We start from the raw sequence: 16,631 nt of genomic DNA on the forward strand, positions 1-16,631 counted from the left end.
AGAAATCGCAGGTCGTGGCGGTGAATGCCTCGGTGACGGATGTCGGTGGGTGCTGACAGGATCGAGGCATGGATCACCCACTGCAGCCGCTCGAGCGAAACCTCGCGGCACTTCACGCGGAGTGGGGCGATGCCGTGCCGGCGTTGCCGGTGTTCGTGGTGGGCGCGGCGAGCGGGGCGGGCGCTGCCGGCGGGGCCGCCGCTCAGAGTGCGGCCGAGCAGATGAGCGATGCGGGTCTCGTTCGGGTCACCGATGCGCTCTCGAGGTTGCGACGCGAGGCCGACGCACTGCTGACGCGTGTGGCGGCCGAGGTCGCAAGGCGATCTGCGCCCGAGTTCGGTGCAGAGGGGCTGGCGAGAAGCCAGGGGTTTCACAACCCGGTGCGGCTCATCGCGGCGTCGACCGGTGCATCGCGCAGTGAGGCGGCACGGCTCATCGCCGTCGGCGCGGCGACTGCCGAGCGGCAGAGCTTCGGGGGCGAGCGGGTGCAATCGCGGCATCCGCACGTGGCCTCAGCACTCGGGTCGGCTTCGATCAGTGTCGAGGCGGCGGCGGCGATCGCGTCGATGCTCGACCGCGTCGCGGTTCGCAGCGACCCCGACCTTGCCGACGTTGCCGAAGCTGCCCTCGTGCAGCTCGCGTCGCAGGCGTCGCTCGACCTGCTCATGCGCGGCGTGCGCGAGGCCGAGGCGCGGCTCGACGCCGACGGGGTGGAGCCACGCGAGGAGCAGCTTCGGGCCGAGCGATCGCTCACCATGCGCGAAGACGGCAACGGCACGGTGCACCTGCATGCCCGGCTCGACCCCGAGAGTGCGGCACCACTGAAGGCGGCGATCGACGCCCTGGTCAGCGACGCGTTGCGACGGCGTGAAGCAGGTGACGGCGGGCCCGGCGAGGGTGGGCCGGTGCTCGCCGATGATCGCACGATTCCGCAGATCCAGGCCGACGCGCTCGCCGCGATCGCCCGGCACACGCTCGGCTGCGAGCAGACCGCCACGCCGCTTGCCAAGACGTCGGTCGTCGTGCGCCTGAATCTCGAGACCCTCCTCGAAGGGATCGGGCACGCGAGCATCGACGGCATCGACCAGCCGATCTCCGCGTCAACGGCACGGCGCATGGCCGCCGATGCCGAGCTGATTCCGGCGGTGTTCGGCGGCGAGAGCCTGCCCCTCGACTTGGGGCGTGCTGGTCGGCTCTTCAGCCGCGCGCAGCGGCTCGCGCTCGGCGAACGCGATGGCGGCTGCGCATCATGCGGTCAGAACATCGGCTACGTCGAAGCGCACCACATCGACTGGTGGGAGCGCGACGCCGGGCCGACCGATCTCGCGAACGGGGTGATGCTGTGCAGCTTCTGCCACCACTCCGTGCACCGCGAGGGATGGGGCATCCGAGTCGATCGCGGCGAAGTGTGGTTCCTTCCACCGCCGCACGTCGATCCCGAGCGGGCGCCGAGACTCGGTGGCCGAGCGCGATTCGAGTTGCGCCGTGCGGTCGCGGCGGCGTGAGGAGTGCCGTTCCTCTTGACTGCGGTGGCGGCATTTGACTGCGGTGGCGGCTTTTCACTGCGGTGATGGCTTCCAAGACAGTGGCGGCGGCGGGGTCGGCCGAGCGCGCGACCCGAACGTCACTTCGGTCCGCTCGGCGCCTTCGCGTAGCGGTCGGGAGTGATCGTGAGCTCCGCCTGGCCTCCGGTCATCGACCGCAGGTCGAGCACGTAGCGGGCCAGTTCCGCCTCGGGCACGCTCGCGACCACGCGGGCGCGACCGTCGTCGGCGGTCTCGGTCGCGCTGACCCGACCGCGGCGGCCCGACAGGTCGGTCAACACTGTGCCCTGCAGCTCGGTCGGCACGGTCACGGTCACGATCGACACCGGCTCGAGCACCACGGTGCCCGCCTCAGCGAGCGCGGCCTTGACGCCCATCGACGCGGCCGTGCGGAAGGCCATCTCAGACGAATCCACCGAGTGCGACTTGCCGTCGTACAGTTCGACACGCACGTCGACGACCGGATGCCCCTGCGGCCCGCCTGCGGCGAGCGCGTCGCGTGCGCCCTTCTCGACGGCCGGGATGTACGTGCGGGGAACGGAACCGCCGACCACCTTGTCGACGAACTCGAAGCCCTCGCCCGGCGAGAGCGGGGAGACGCGCAACTGCACCACGGCGAACTGCCCGTGGCCGCCCGACTGCTTCTTGAGCTTGCCTTCAACATCGGCGGACCCGGCGATCGTCTCCCGGTACGCCACGGGCGCGGGGCCGGTGTTCACGTGCACGCCGAACACCCGGGCGAGCCGCTCCACGGCCACCGCGACATGCGTGTCCCCGAGGCCGCGCAGGATCGTCTGGTCTCGGGCGCGATCGATGACGAGCGTCGGATCCTCCGCGACGAGCCGCGAGAGCGCCGTCGACATCTTCTCGTCGTCCGACTGCGACGCCGGCGCGAGGCTCACCGCGAAGACGGCTGCGCGCTTCGGCAGCGGAGCCGGACGTGCGACGCCGTTCTGGCGCGACCAGAGCAGCGAGCCCGTCGGCGACCCGGTGAGCTTGGCGACCGCGCCCACGTCGCCGGCCCGCAGCGCATCCGCCGGCAGGTGCTCCGCACCGCGGAGCCGGAACAGCCCGTGGATGCGCTCGTCGGCACCCGTCGTGGCATTGCGCAGCCGGTCGCTCGGACGCAGGACACCGGACAGCACCTTGAGCATCGAGACCTGCCCGACGAACGGGTCGGCCACGGTTCGGAAGACATGCACGAGCGCCTCGCCGTCGGGGTTCGGGGCGACGCCGAGCTCTTTGCCGGCGTCGTCGCCGATGACGATCCGCGCCTCCCCCTCGAGTGCCGACGGGGAGAGCTCGCACACGAGGTCGGCGACGCGATCAACGCCGGTGCCGGTGAGCCCCGAGCACACGACGACCGGAACGGCTTCCCCGGTCGCGACCTCCTTGGCGAAGGTCCGCTCGAGATCGGCGGCGCTCGGCTCGCGGCCCTCCAGGTACGCCTCGAGCTGCTCGTCATCGTGCGAGACGATCTCCTCGGTGACCTCCAGGTGCATCCGGTGCTCTTCGGCCTCGGCCTCGGGCGGCACCGGCCCATCGCGATGCTGCCCGCTCTCGTCGTACACGAGTGCCTGCTCGCTGAGCACGTCCGCGATCCCGTGGAACTCCGCCTCCTCGCCGAGGGGCAGCTCGAGGGGCCAGAGGTGGTCGCCGAACACCCGCCGCAGCTCGCCCAGCACGCGGTGGAAGTCGGCGCGGGCCTTGTCCTCCTGCGTGATCACGACGATGCGCGGTACGCCGGCCGCTCCCGCGGCGCTCCATGCGAACCGGGTGCCCGCCGTGACGCCGTCGACCGCGCTGACGACGATCAGTGCGACATCCGCCACCGACAGGGCGGTGTCGACGGCGCCGACGAAATCGGCACGTCCGGGAGTGTCGGCCAGGGTGATCTCGCACTCGCCGTCGGCGTGCGGCCACGTCACGTAGGCGAGCGAGAGCCCGAGGGTCGTTCCTCGGGCGATCTCCTCGGGCTCGTAGTCGCAGACGGTCGTGCCCTGCTCGACGCTGCCGACTCTCGGGATGGCTCCCGCGCGGAAGAGCAGCGCCTCCGCGAGTGTCGTCTTGCCCGACCCCGCAGCGCCCAGCAGGGCGATGGTGCGGTGGGTCGAAGTGGATACCGAGTTCATGAGGCCTCCCGCGCCGGTGCGGTTCCGTCCATCCATCGTGGACCGATCCGGCCGGGAATGCCAGAGGGTGGCGAGACGCCTACGCTGAATCCCGTGCAGATCACGGTGCTCGCGGGCGGAGTCGGAGGGTCGCGTTTCGTGCGCGGCGTGCGCGAGGAGTGCGCCAGGCGGTGGCCGGACCCCTCGACCCTTCGACGAGCTCAGGGCACCGCGGGCTCAGGGCACCGGGGGAACGGCGGCACCGCGGCATCCGTTCGACCCTTCGACAAGCTCAGGGCACCGCAGGCTCAGGGCACCGCCGTCACCGTCATCGTGAACACCGGCGACGACGTCTGGCTCGCCGGCGTTCGACTGATGCCCGACTTCGACTCGCTGTTGTACGCGCTCGCCGGCGTCAACGACACCGAGCGCGGCTGGGGTCGCGCCGGTGAGACCGAACGCGTCGCCGCGGAACTGCGCGAGTGGGGCGTGGGCTGGCCGTGGTTCATGCTCGGCGACCTCGACCTCGGCACGCACCTCGCGCGCACGGCGTGGCTCCGCGACGGCGCGACGATCTCCGAGGTCGCCGCGCGCCTGCAGACCCGGTGGCCGCTCGGCGTTCGGCTCGTCCCCGCGACCGACACCGAGGTCGACACGTACGTCACGGTCGCCGACGCCGACGCTCCCACCGGCGAGCGCGAGCTGCACTTCCAGGAGTGGTGGACGAGGTATCGCGCGTCGCTTCCCGCCGTCGCATTCCGGCAACGGAATATCGATGAGGCCCGCCCCGCACCGGGTGTCGTCGAGGCGATCGCCGACGCCGACCTCGTGCTCGTCGCGCCGTCGAACCCGGTCGTGTCGATCGGCACGATCCTCTCGATCCCCGGCATCCGCGAGGCGATCTCCGAGACGCACGCGCCCGTGGTCGGCATCTCTCCCATCATCGGCGGCAAGGTCGTTCGCGGCATGGCCGACGCGTGCCTGCCCGTCATCGGCGTCGAGACGAGCGCGGAGGCGGTCGGTCGGCACTACGGCGCGCGCGGCAGCGGCGGTCTCCTCGATGCGTGGCTCGTCGACGAGGCGGATGCCGCGGCCGTCGCGCCGCTCGAGGAGATGGGCCTCGTCGCGGCATCCGTGCCGCTCTGGATGCGTGATCTCGACACGTCGGCCGCGCTCGCCGGCGCCGCCATCGACGCCGGCGCCGCCGTACGCCGTGCGGGTTGGCCGGATGTCGGAGGGCGATGACCTGAAGTCGCTGGCCGGATGTCGGTGGCATGCGCCAGAGTTGAACGATGCTGCTGGTGGTCGTGCTCGCTCTCGGCGCCGCACTCATGTACGGCGTGGCCGACTTCCTCGGCGGGGTCGCCGCGCGCCGTTCCACCGTGTTCAGGGCGACCACGATCAACTACTGCTTCGCCGCGGCGGTGCTCGTGGTCGCCGTGGCGATCACCGGCGGCGTCTGGTCGGCGCCCGCGGTCGCAGGCGGTCTCACCGGGGGCGCATTCGCACTCGTCGGGTTCGTCACGTTCTACGCCGCCCTCGCGGCAGGCCCGATCTCACTCGTGACCCCGTTGATCGCGCTGCTCAGCTCGGCGGTACCGGTGGTCGCCGCGCTCGTACTCGGTGAGGTGCTGCGGCCGCTCGCGTGGGTCGCGATCGCGGTCGCGATCGTCGGTTCGGTGATGATCGGGCTCGAGCGGCGGGTGAGCGTGCGGTCGCTGCGGCCCCGCACGCTCATGCTCGCCGTCGTGTCGGGGCTCGGGTTCGGCTTCGCCACCATCGCGCTCGACCGGGTGCCGGCTGACGCGGCGCTCATCCCCGTCGCGCTCGACACGGGGATCGGCGTGGTCGTCCTCCTCGCGGTCGCGGTCGCCTCGCGGGTGAGTGCGCCCGTGTCGCGGTGGATCTCGCTCCTCGACGAGCATCGGCCGGCCGCAGGCGGCTCGGATCCGGGTCCGGGTCCGGTCGACGGCACGCGAGCGGCGGCCACCGGAGGCCCGCCTCGTGCGCTCCGGGGTGCGACGCCCACGCTCGCCTCCGCGCCGTCGCCCGGCGCCGCCCGGCTCGATACCACCGGCCGGGCGGTGGCGCTCGCCGCAGCGGCAGGGCTCCTCATCGGCGCCGGCAACGCGCTGCTCATGTTCGCCCTGCACGCCGGCAACGTCGCGGTGGTCGCCGTGCTCACGAACCTCTACCCGGTCGCGACGATGGTGCTCGCGTGGGTCGTGCTGCGCGAACGGCTGACCCGCATGCAGGCGGCCGGTGCGGCGCTCGCGGTCGCGGCATCCGTCATGCTCGGGCTTGCGTGACACGACGGCCGCGGTCCTGGTCTGCTCCCCGCGCGGCCCGGGAATCCGGCCTCGACACCGGGGGCCCGGTGACACACCCCTCCCCTGAGAGAGTCGCTCGTCTCGACCACGGGGGCCTGCAGTCTGAGGGGCGGATGCCGCGTGAAATCGATCGCGACGATATGCTGGTCTCGACGACCGGTCTGTGTTTGACCGGTCAGGGTGGCCCGGGATTGGGCCGCGCGTCGCCGACATCGTCGGAATCCGCTGCAACCATCCCGGAGGATCCATGCCCACCCACCTCATGACGCGAACCCGTGCCACCCGTGCCACCCGCGCGGCCGCCCTGCTCGCCTCCGTCGCCGTCATCGCGCTGCTCGCCGGGTGCGGATCGCCCGGCGCGTCCGGCGCGTCCGGCGACGGCGACATCGATGCCGACGCGGCCGAACGCGCTCGCACCGCGACATCCGCGTTCCCCGTCACGATCGACAACTGCGGCACCGAGGTGACCTTCGAGTCCGCCCCCGAGCGCGTGGTCACGATCAAGTCGTCGACGCTCGAGCTCCTCCTCGCACTCGGGCTCGAAGACCGCATCGTCGGCACCGCGTTCGGCGACGGCCCCGTGCCCGACGAGTTCGCCGGCGCGGCATCCGGCCTCGAGGTGCTCTCCGACAGGGTGCCGTCCCAGGAGGTCACGCTCGCGGCCGAGCCCGACCTCGTCTTCGCCGGCTGGGAGTCGAACCTCACCGCCGAGGGCGCCGGCGACCGCGACACCCTCGCGAAGCTCGGCGTCGCGAGCTACGTGGCGCCCGCGGCCTGCAAGGGCGAGGGGTACATGCCGAACCCGCTGACGTTCGACGAGGTCTTCCGCCACTTCGAGGAGGCCGGTGCCATCTTCGGAGTGCCGGATGCCGCGGCCGACCTCGTGTCGACGCAGCGCGCCGAGCTCGACGCGCTCGAGCCGAACGACGCGGGCCTCACCGCGCTCTGGTACAGCTCCGGCGACGACACCCCCTACGTCGGAGCGGGCATCGGCGCCCCGCAGATGATCATGTCGGCAGCGGGCCTCGAGAACGTCGCCGCCGATGTCGAGGACACCTGGACGGCGATGGGGTGGGAAGCGATCGTGGCGGCGAATCCCGACGTGATCGTGCTCGTCGACGCGGCGTGGAACACCGCCGAGCAGAAGATCGCGCACCTCGAGTCGAACCCGGCGACCGCGGCGCTGCCGGCGGTGGCGGAGCAGCGGTACCTCGTCGTCGACTTCCCGGCGACCGAGGCGGGCGTGCGCAACGTCGGCGCGGCGGCGTCGCTCGTGCAGCAGCTCGGAGAGCTCAGGCGCTGATGTCTGGTGACCAGCGGGTCGAGCAGCGCTCAGCCGATGAGCGTCCGCGTTCACCGTCACCCACCATTCCGATCGAGTGGGCGAATATTGATGGAAACCAGCAGAAGAAGCGCCGACTTCGCCCACTCGATCTGCACTGGGGCGGCGCGCGCACGGGTGCGTGGGCGACGGCGCTCGTCGTGCTGCTCGGGGCATCCGTCGTCGCGGCCGTGACCATCGGACCGGCCGGACTCGGTCCCGCCGACGTGTGGGCGAGCGTGCTCGCGCACCTGGGCATCGGCGAGCCGACGCTCAGCCCGCTGCGCGACGGCATCGTCTGGGAGCTCCGGATGCCGCGCGTGCTCACCGCCGCGGCGGTCGGCGCGGGCCTCGCGCTCTGCGGCGCGGTGATGCAGGCGCTCACCCGCAACCCGCTCGCCGACCCGTACCTGCTAGGCCTCTCGTCGGGCGCGTCGGTCGGCGCCGTGATCGTGATCGTGCTCGGCGTGGGGCTGCTCCTTCCGCTCGCCGCGTTCGCCGGCGCGCTCGTCGCCCTCGCCGCGACGCTCGCGCTCGCGAACGCGGCCGGAGCGCTCACCCCGACGCGAACCGTGCTCGCGGGGCTCGCCGTGTCATCCGTCTTCGGCGCGATCACGAGCCTCGTCATCTTCTGGAGCGCGACCGGCGACAGCTACCGCGAGATCCTGAACTGGCTGCTCGGCTCACTCGCGGGCACCGACTGGACGTCGGTGGCGATCGCCGGCAGCGCGGTCATCGTGATCGGCGTGCCCCTGCTCGCGAGCGCGAAGACCCTCGACGCCTTCGCGTTCGGCGACACCGCGGCGGCGGCCCTCGGCGTGCACGTGGGGCGCAGTCGGGCATGGATGCTCACCGGCACCGCCCTGCTCACCGGTGCGCTCGTCGCGGTGAGCGGTGCGATCGGGTTCGTCGGGCTCATCCTCCCGCACGCCGTGCGGTTCCTCGTCGGGTCGCGGCACCGCGCGCTGCTGCCGCTGTCGGCGCTCGCCGGCGCCATCTTCCTGGTGTGGGCCGACACCGGCGCACGCACGCTCTTCGATCCGCGCGAGCTGCCCGTCGGCATCCTCACCGCCCTCATCGGCGGGCCGGTGTTCGCCGTGCTCATGCTCCGAGGCCGGAGGCTGACATGACCGAGTCGCGCAGCACCTGCGGCCGCACCGGCGGCCGCAGCACCGACGGACTCCGCGCCGACGGACTCCGCGCCGACGGACTCCGTGCCGACCGCGTGCGGTTCACCCGCGGACGCCGCCTCGTCATCGACGACGTCGACTGCACCGTGCCCGGCGGTCGGATCGGCGCGCTTCTCGGCCCGAACGGCGCCGGCAAGAGCACGCTGCTGCACCTCATCGCCGGAATCGAGCGAGCGGATGCCGGAACCGCGCGCTTCGGCGACCGCGATCTCGCCGTGCTGCGCCGACGCGACCGCGCCCGAGTCCTGGCTCTCGCCGAACAGGAGGTGACGGATGCCCCGGGCCTGCGCGTCGCCGAGGTCGTCGCGCTCGGGCGCACCCCGCACCTCGGCGCGTTCGCCGGACCGGGCGAGCTCGACCGCGCCGTCGTTCGCCGCTGCCTCGAGGACGCGGGACTCACGGGGCTCGCCGACCGCGAGTACGGGTCGCTGTCAGGCGGCGAGCGCCAGCGTGTGAACCTCGCCCGCGCGCTCGCCCAGGAGCCCGAGCTGCTCCTCCTCGACGAGCCGACGAATCACCTCGACATCCGCGCCCAGCTGACCATGCTCGGGCTTCTCCGCACGCTCGCCGGCGGCGGGCTCACGGTGCTCGCGGCACTGCACGACCTCTCCCTCGCGGCGAGCTACGCCGATCACGTCGTCGTGCTGTCGGCCGGCCGCGTGGTCGCGGCGGGCGAGCCGCGCGACGTGCTCACGTCCGGCCTGATCCGGGAGGTGTGGGGCGTCGAGGCGGAGGTGCTGGAGCATCCGTCGACCGGGCGACCGCTCGTCGCGTTCTCGGATGTCACGGGCGAGCGGATGTCGCGGGCGCACACGGCCTCCATCGCCGGCCGCGAGGCGTAGCCTGATCGCATGAGCGAGTCCACCGAGGTGAGGGAGCTGAGCGTCCGCCGGCGGACGCTGCTCGACTGGATCGCCGACGAGTTCCTGCACAACTCGTGGGCCGGGCGGCGGCTCGTCGCCGTCGAGGGTGCATCCGACGCGCGAGCAGCCCGCTTCGCGGACGATCTCGCGGCCGCACTCGTCACGCGAGGGCAATCCGTGGTGCGGCTCTCGCTCGGCGACGTGGACGAGGCGACGCTGCGAAGCGAGACCGTCGAACCGTTCCGCGCGGGCGCACTCCCGGGCGCCGAGGGCGCCGGCACCGTGCTCATCGTCGACGGTCGCCGGCTGCTGAACCTGTCGGTCCGCGGCATCTGGCACTTCTCGGTGTGGACGCTCGCCGGCGACGAGCTGCCGCACGCGAGCGTGAGCGTGATCGTCGACGAGACCGATGAGTCGGCGCCGAAGCGGTACTTCTACGATCTCTGCAAGCTGCCGCCGAGTGTGGGCGAGCGGCACTGAGCCGCGCGCCCGGCGCGCTCGGGAGAGTCAGACCAGCGTGTCACGCGCTCCGAGCGCGTCGTAGGTCGTCCGGGCGGTCAGCACGGAATGGATCTACCGTTCGAGGCGAACGAAGGATGAGCGGGGTCATACCGCTTCCACGAGCGTTGTGATCGCTCTGGTCCTGCGAACGCGCCCGGCCCGGGCGGCGCGCGCGGGAGGGCGAGCGCGAGCCCCGCGGCATCCGCTGGCCGAGCCCGTGACGACGACGACACTCCGCTACGACAGCACGTCCTTCGTGAGGAACCGACCGACCGCGAGCGCGCCGAACACCAGGATGTAGCCCGCCTGCAGCAGCGCATTGTCGGTGAACGAGTCCCAGACGACGGGGTCGCGCATGAGGTCGCCGAGGCCGAGCCAGTAGTGCGTGAAGAGCCACGGATGCAGCCACTCCAGCTGCGGCAGCGCACCGAGGATCTGCGACACGACCGCGAGGATCGCGGTCGCGGCCATCGCCCCGACGGGCACGGTCGTGAGCGTCGACAGGAACAGGCCGATCGCCGACATGCCGAGGAGCGACACGGCCACGTACGCGGCGATCGCGAGGAATCGCAGCAGCGCCTCGCCCACGCTCACCGTGGTGCCCGAGAGCAACGTGACCTCGCCGATCGGGAAGAGCACCCAGCCGATCACCGTGCCGACCACGACCACGGTGAGCGTCGCGGCCGCGCAGAACGCCGCCGCCGCGAGGTACTTCACGACGAGGAGGCGGATGCGTCCGGCCGGCGCGATGAGCAGGTAGCGGAGGGAGCCGTGGCTCGCCTCGCCCGCGATCGCGTCTCCGGCGACGACGCCGATCGTGAGCGGCAGGAAGAGCGGGATCGCGACGATCATCGCGGTGAGGCCGACGAAGAGCCCGTTGTTCGTGATCTGGTCGAGGAACGCCGGCCCGCGTCCGGTCGGCGCCGGCCCGGCGATGATGATCGCGATCGCGATCAGGATCGGAATGAGCGCGAGCGCGCCGAGCATCGCCCAGGTGCGGCGCCGGCGGAAGAGGGTGCGCAGCTCCGAGCCGAGAAGGGAGCGGATGCCGCCACCGCCCGCCGATCGAGCAGGTCTCGATGCGCGTCCTCCCTGAGCCCGTCGAAGGGCGTCGGGCGCTCCTCGACCAGCGAGGTCGGCCTCACTGGACAACGTCGAACCCCTCACCGGTGAGCTCCACGAACCGCTGCTCGAGGTCGGCGTGCACGGTCTCGAATCCGCGCACCCGCACGCCGGCGTCGACGAGCGCGGCGACGACCGCCTCGGGCGGGGTCGTGCCGAGCGGCGCGGTCACGAACGCGTCCTCGCCCGGGTCGGCCGCGAGGCCGAGCCCGGCGAGCACCTCGCGTGCGCGGGCGGCATCCGGCGTGCGCACGAGCACCCGCGCCTCGCCCTCGTCGCGGAACTCCTCGAGGGTGCCCTGGGCGACGAGCCGCCCGGCGCTCATGACGCCGACGTGCGTGCAGATCTGCTCGACCTCGGCGAGCAGGTGACTCGACACGAACACGGTGGTGCCGTCGACCGCGAACGAGCGGATGAGCGCCCGCACCTCGCGGGTGCCCTGCGGGTCGAGGCCGTTCGTCGGCTCGTCGAGCACGAGCAGCTCGCGCGGCATGAGCAGCGCGTTCGCGAGTCCGAGCCGCTGCTTCATGCCGAGCGAGTAGGCGTGCACCTTCTTGCGCGCCGCGTGCGAGAGCCCGACCCGGTCGAGCGCCTCGGCGACCCGGGCCGCACGGGTGCGGCGCGGCGCCCGGCGGTCGGCGGCGTCGAAGCGGTGCAGGTTCGCTTCGCCCGAGAGGTACGGCGAGAACGCCGGTCCCTCCACGAGCGCGCCGACACGCGGCAGCACCGAGTCGCCGTGCCGGGGCATGTCGGCGTCGAGCACGCGCGCACCGCCCGCCGTCGCCGCGACGAGGCCGAGCAGCATCCGGATCGTGGTCGTCTTGCCCGAGCCGTTCGGCCCGAGGAATCCGAACACCGCGCCCTGCGGCACCGCGAGGTCGAGGCCGTCGACGGCGAGCTGCGAACGGAAGCGCTTGGTGAGGCCCTGCGTCTCGATCGCGAGTGCTGCCACCTCGGGCGCCCGTCAGCGACCGCTCGCGGCGGCGCCCCGCAGGCGGTCGGCGGTCACGGCGCCGGCGAGCACCCGCCCGTCGTCGGTGAAGAGCACGGTGACGAGCGAGGTCTGCAGGATGCGTCCGCCGTCGACGGGCTCGGTGAGGGTGTCGAGCATCGCGGCGTCGCCCTGAGCCTGTCGATGGGATGCCTCTGCGCCGATGCCTCCGGCACCATCGGCGCCCTCACCGCCCGCGCCCTCCTCGCCCGCACTCGCCGCACCCGTCGGCAGCTCGACGACCGCCGACCAGCCCTCGCCGTGCACGATCGGCCGCGGCATCCGCTCGCCGTCGCCCTCGCCCGGCCGCTCGGACTCGGCCTCGGCCTTCCACCGCTCGAGCTCGGCCACGGTCGGCACCGGCACGACGTGCTCGGTCACGGTCGTTCCGGCGGGCGGGATGAACGCGAAGACCGAGGCATCCGGCGCCTCGAACGAGACCTCGGTGAAGGCGACGCCGAACGACGGTTCCTCGGCGCCGCGAGCGGTGACGGATGCCGCGAGCGCGACGCCCGTGTCGCCGTCGATCGCGATCGACACCTCGCCGACGAGCGTGTCGGCGTCTCGCGGTTCGAGCACGAGCTCGTACACCTCGCGGCCGGCCACCCGGCTGTCGGTGCCGACCGAGACGGCGGTGGACTCGTCGAGCTTCGCAAGCGCCTCGTCGAGCAGTTGCTCGGGCGTCGGCAGCGGCGCGCCGAGCTCGGCTTCGAGTCGCTCGCGCAGTTCGTCGGCGTGCGCGTCGGCCTGCGCCCCGTACTCTGCCTCGAGTTCGGACTTCAGCGCGTCGAGGGCTGCCCGGTCGACGGTGACGTGCGTCGCCGCCTGCTCGCGGGAGTCGTAGACCCAGGCGCCGTCGGGTGAGACGTAGACGTCGCGCTCGGCGAGCCGGTCGAGCACCTGCAGGCGGGCGTTCGTGCCGTCGAGGTAGACGCGCGCCGTGTGCGTTCCCGTCGCGAGCGAGATGAGGTCGTCGAGGTCGGTGGCGGATGCCTCGGCGCGGCCGTCATCGTCGGCGTCGTCGGTGCCGGGCCCGTCGGTCCTGTCGCCGCCTGCGCTCCCGCCCATCGCGCCGGTGAGTCCCGACAGGTCGGGCAGGCCGAGCTCGGACGTCTGCTCCACCGTGCCCGAGAGCGCGTCGACCTCGCTCGACGCCGCGAACTCGATGAGCTCGGCAGGCGTGAGGTCGGGCAGGTCGACCGCGGCGTTCGCCTGCATCGGCAGCCAGAAGCCGGTGCCGATGGCGAGCGGCACGGCCGCCACGGCGATCCAGGTGAGGATCTCGCGGCGCGATGCGTTGTGTGCGGTGGCGCGCATGTGTTCAGGGTACGCCGGTCGAGGCATCCGTAGTCCGATGCGTGGAGAACGTTCAGGATCGGTGCGACGGCTACTCTGAACCATCGCACGCCCGACCGCGACGCGGATCACCCATTGCACGCCCGACCGCGACGCGGATCACCCATTGCCCCTCGAAGCGCCACGGGTCTAGGGTGGGCGGATCGGCAGGTGTACCCAGTTCGGGGGGTTTCCATGGTCAACGTCGTCCGCCGTCGCACAGCGTTCCGCCGCATGAGCCTCGCCCTCGCGGCGTCGCTCGCGGTCGGAGCCGTCGCCGCGGCGACGCCCGCCTCCGCGCTTTCCACCGCTGCCGCGGCGGGGGTCGACGCTGTCGCGACCGGCCGTCCGGCACCACCGGCCCCGCCGACGTCCACGGGATACGGCGGTGCCGTCTCGTCCGTCGACGCGGAGGCGAGCCGCATCGGGCTCGAGGTGCTGCGCCGGGGCGGCAATGCCGCGGACGCGGCGGTCGCCACGGCCGCCGCGCTCGGCGTGACCGAGCCGTACAGTGCGGGCATCGGCGGCGGCGGGTACTTCGTGTACTTCGACGCCGAGACCGGCGAGGTCACCACGATCGACGGGCGCGAGACGGCGCCCGCCGCCATGCCGAGCGACGCGTTCATCATCCCGGGGAGCGTGACCCCGGAACGACCGCTCGGCCAGGCGTACCCGTTCGCCCAGCTCGTGTCGTCGGGCGTCTCGGTCGGCGTTCCTGGCACGCTCGCCACGTGGGAGGCGGCGCTCGACCGGTTCGGCACCGAGTCGCTGCGCGACATCCTGAAGCCGTCGATCGTGCTCGCCACGCGCGGATTCACGGTCGATGAGACCTTCCGGCAGCAGACGCTCGCGAACAAGGACCGATTCTCCGCCTTCCCCGACACCGCGGAGCTGTTCCTGCCCGATGGCGACGCGCCGAGAGTCGGGTCGAAGTTCAAGAACCTCGACCTCGCGAGGACGCTCCGGCAGATCGGGAAGCGCGGCACCGACGTGTTCTACGACGGCCCCATCGCCGACGAGATCGCCGACATCGTGCAGGACCCGCGCACGGATCCGGCGTCGACGCTGCCGGCGTTCCCGGGCTACATGACCGCCGACGACCTCGCCGGCTACGAGGTGCTCGAGCAGGACCCGACGCACGTGGAGTACCGCGGACTCGACGTCTTCGGCATGGCGCCGTCGTCGTCGGGCGGCACCACCGTCGGCGAATCGCTCAACATCCTGGAGAACTTCGAGCTGTCGGCCGACGACGTGGGCCGGAGTCTGCACCTGTACTTCGAGGCCACGGCTCATGCCTTCGCCGACCGCAACGCATACGTCGGCGACCCGGCGTTCGTCGACGTGCCGACCGAGGTGCTGCTCAGCCAGGAGTTCGCCGACGCTCGCGCCTGCGAGATCGACCCCGATGCCGCGTCGGCCAAGCCGGTGCCCGCGGCACCGCTCGACGCCGCCGGCTGCGATGCCGTCGCGCTCGAAGAGCACGCCGACACGGAGAACATCTCGACGACGCACCTCTCGGTCGTCGACCAGTGGGGCAACGCGGTCGCCTACACCCTCACGATCGAGCAGACCGGCGGCTCGGGCATGACCGTGCCGGGGCGCGGGTTCCTGCTGAACAACGAGCTGACCGACTTCAGTGCGGTTCCCGACCCGGCGGACCCGAACATCATCGAGCCCGGCAAGCGGCCGCGTTCGTCGATGTCGCCCACGATCGTGCTCGACCATGGCGAGGTGCGCTACGTGATCGGATCGCCGGGCGGGTCGACGATCATCACCACCGTGGTGCAGATCCTGATGAACCGGATCGACCTCGGCATGACGATGCCCGACGCCGTCGCAGCCCCGCGGGCCACGCAGCGCAACACCGCGGCCAATCTGGCCGAGGCCGACTTCATCGCCGCCTATGCCGACGACCTCGCGCCGTTCGGCCAAGCGCTCACGCCCACGGGCGAGATCGGGGCCGCGGCCGCCATCGAGGTCGACGCGAGCGGGCTGATGATCGCCGCAGCCGAGCCGGTGCGCCGGGGTGGTGGCACCGGCCTGGTGCTCGAACCGGCACCGTGACGCCGTCGCGATTGCATGACTCTGGCCGGTTTGCATGACGTGCGAGCGCTCACATCTCATGTGTTATCTCGCAGGACATCGGTGACAGTTCTGTGTCAGGACATCGGTGACAGTTCCGGGGGTCTTGGTGGTGACACTTCGTCGGGTCAGATCGGTGGGTGAAGCCTTCTGAGCCTGTAGACCCTCGTATCCGACTCGCGATCACCCGGTGGCCCGCTGATGCTCCGCGCGGGGCGGTGACCACGTTCTGCGCCGAGCACTCGATCTCGAGGAAGACGTTCTACGAGATCCGTAAGCGCACCATCACGGATGGGCCGGCGGCAGCGTTGGAGCCACGCTCGAGACGGCCGAAGAACAGCCCGACCAGGCTCAGCGAGGACGTGAAGCAGCAGGCTCTGGATGTGCGCGCCGCGCTGGAACGGTCGGGGCTGGATCACGGGCCGATCAGCGTGCACGAGAAGATGAGATCGTTGGGGCTGGCCGCCCCGTCCGAGGCGTCACTGGCGCGGATCTTCCGCGACGCGGGCGTCGCCCGGTTGGAGCCGAAGAAGCGGCCTCGTGCGGCGTACCGCCGGTTCGTGTATCCCGCGCCGAACGCGTGCTGGCAGCTGGACGCGACCGAGTACGTCCTGACCGGTGGCCGCACGTGTGTCATCTTCCAGCTCGAAGACGACCACTCCCGCGTCGCGATCGCTTCCCACGTCGCCGACGGTGAGACCGCCGAGGGAGCTCTCGCGGTCGTCAGGAAGGGCATCGCCGCCCGCGGGGTGCCGCAGCGGCTGCTGACCGACAACGGGGCCGCGCTGAACCCGTCCCGGCGCGGGTGGGTAGGCCAGCTCGTCACCTACGTCACGTCCCTTGGGGTGGCGGCGATCACCGGGAAGCCGTACAGGCCGACCACGCAGGGCAAGAACGAACGGTTCCACCAGACCCTGTTCCGGTACCTGGACAAGCAACCCCTGGCCGCCACGATCGCCGAGCTCCAAGCGCAAGTCGACGCGTTCGACGTGATCTACAACACCGAGCGCCCGCATCAGGGGCTGCCTGGCCGGATCACCCCGCAGCAGGCCTGGGACGCCACCCCTATCGCCGAGCCGCCCCGGCCACGGCCCGCACCCGTCGACCCCGTGATCCCAGGCGACGACACCCCGACCCCGTACCCCGGAGTCGACACGGCCGCCCCGGCCGGTGAGAGCGTCCTCACCGTGCGCCGCGACGGCGGGGTCGGCATCCGAGGCGTGCGATTCCAGATCGGCCGC

Annotated in this window: 13 protein-coding genes; 9 read left to right on the forward strand and 4 right to left on the reverse strand. The window is 72.1% G+C overall.

Features of this window, described 5'->3' with window-relative positions; genetic code table 11:
* Positions 1-68: 68 nt before the first annotated feature.
* Positions 69-1,505: a DUF222 domain-containing protein gene (locus ACFWN7_RS07305; protein ID WP_376938095.1), complete on the forward strand. Its 1,437-nt coding sequence runs from the start codon at positions 69-71 to the stop codon at positions 1,503-1,505.
* Positions 1,506-1,624: 119 nt separating this feature from the next.
* Here the strand turns inward: ACFWN7_RS07305 and ACFWN7_RS07310 are convergent, their stop codons facing one another.
* Positions 1,625-3,676, reverse strand: coding sequence for an elongation factor G (locus tag ACFWN7_RS07310; protein ID WP_376938097.1), 2,052 nt, complete (start codon positions 3,674-3,676; stop codon positions 1,625-1,627).
* Between the two features lie 93 nt (positions 3,677-3,769).
* On the opposite strand from ACFWN7_RS07310, the gene cofD reads away from it, so the two are divergent.
* From cofD to ACFWN7_RS07340, 6 genes are all read left to right on the forward strand, one after another.
* Positions 3,770-4,900, forward strand: coding sequence for a 2-phospho-L-lactate transferase (gene cofD / locus ACFWN7_RS07315; protein WP_376938098.1), 1,131 nt, complete (start codon positions 3,770-3,772; stop codon positions 4,898-4,900).
* Positions 4,901-4,947: 47 nt separating this feature from the next.
* Positions 4,948-5,964, forward strand: coding sequence for an EamA family transporter (locus tag ACFWN7_RS07320; RefSeq protein WP_376938099.1), 1,017 nt, complete (start codon positions 4,948-4,950; stop codon positions 5,962-5,964).
* A 268-nt stretch (positions 5,965-6,232) separates the two neighbouring features.
* Positions 6,233-7,288, forward strand: a complete 1,056-nt coding sequence (locus ACFWN7_RS07325; RefSeq protein WP_376938100.1) for a putative F420-0 ABC transporter substrate-binding protein — start codon at positions 6,233-6,235, stop codon at positions 7,286-7,288.
* Positions 7,288-8,436, forward strand: coding sequence for a putative F420-0 ABC transporter permease subunit (locus tag ACFWN7_RS07330; RefSeq protein WP_376938101.1), 1,149 nt, complete (start codon positions 7,288-7,290; stop codon positions 8,434-8,436). Before ACFWN7_RS07325 ends, ACFWN7_RS07330 begins: the two co-directional genes overlap by 1 nt.
* Positions 8,433-9,338 (forward strand): ABC transporter ATP-binding protein, encoded by a 906-nt coding sequence (locus ACFWN7_RS07335; protein ID WP_376938102.1) that lies wholly within the window; start codon positions 8,433-8,435, stop codon positions 9,336-9,338. The genes ACFWN7_RS07330 and ACFWN7_RS07335 overlap by 4 nt, the downstream gene beginning before the upstream one ends.
* 9 nt (positions 9,339-9,347) lie before the next feature.
* On the forward strand, positions 9,348-9,839 hold the full coding sequence (locus ACFWN7_RS07340; protein WP_376938103.1) for a hypothetical protein: 492 nt from the start codon (positions 9,348-9,350) through the stop codon (positions 9,837-9,839).
* A 258-nt stretch (positions 9,840-10,097) separates the two neighbouring features.
* Here ACFWN7_RS07340 and ACFWN7_RS07345 read toward each other — a convergent pair whose 3' ends face one another.
* The 3 genes from ACFWN7_RS07345 to ACFWN7_RS07355 are packed head-to-tail and all read right to left on the reverse strand — an operon-like array spanning position 10,098 to position 13,290.
* Complete coding sequence (locus tag ACFWN7_RS07345) at positions 10,098-11,012, reverse strand: ABC transporter permease (protein ID WP_376938104.1); 915 nt, start codon at positions 11,010-11,012, stop codon at positions 10,098-10,100.
* Positions 11,002-11,934: an ABC transporter ATP-binding protein gene (locus ACFWN7_RS07350; RefSeq protein ID WP_376938105.1), complete on the reverse strand. Its 933-nt coding sequence runs from the start codon at positions 11,932-11,934 to the stop codon at positions 11,002-11,004. Before ACFWN7_RS07350 ends, ACFWN7_RS07345 begins: the two co-directional genes overlap by 11 nt.
* Before the next feature lie 12 nt (positions 11,935-11,946).
* Complete coding sequence (locus ACFWN7_RS07355) at positions 11,947-13,290, reverse strand: outer membrane lipoprotein carrier protein LolA (protein ID WP_376938106.1); 1,344 nt, start codon at positions 13,288-13,290, stop codon at positions 11,947-11,949.
* Between the two features lie 213 nt (positions 13,291-13,503).
* On the opposite strand from ACFWN7_RS07355, the gene ggt reads away from it, so the two are divergent.
* Both ggt and ACFWN7_RS07365 read left to right on the forward strand, forming a co-directional pair.
* The gene (gene ggt / locus ACFWN7_RS07360) at positions 13,504-15,372 is read left to right on the forward strand and encodes a gamma-glutamyltransferase (RefSeq protein WP_376938107.1); all 1,869 of its coding nucleotides are present in this window, start codon (positions 13,504-13,506) and stop codon (positions 15,370-15,372) included.
* Between the two features lie 236 nt (positions 15,373-15,608).
* A partial coding sequence (locus tag ACFWN7_RS07365) for an integrase core domain-containing protein (RefSeq protein WP_376938108.1) occupies positions 15,609-16,631 on the forward strand: 1,023 nt, incomplete at its 3' end.

This window comes from Agromyces sp. NPDC058484, from assembly GCF_042720415.1.
Lineage (GTDB): Bacteria > Actinomycetota > Actinomycetes > Actinomycetales > Microbacteriaceae > Agromyces.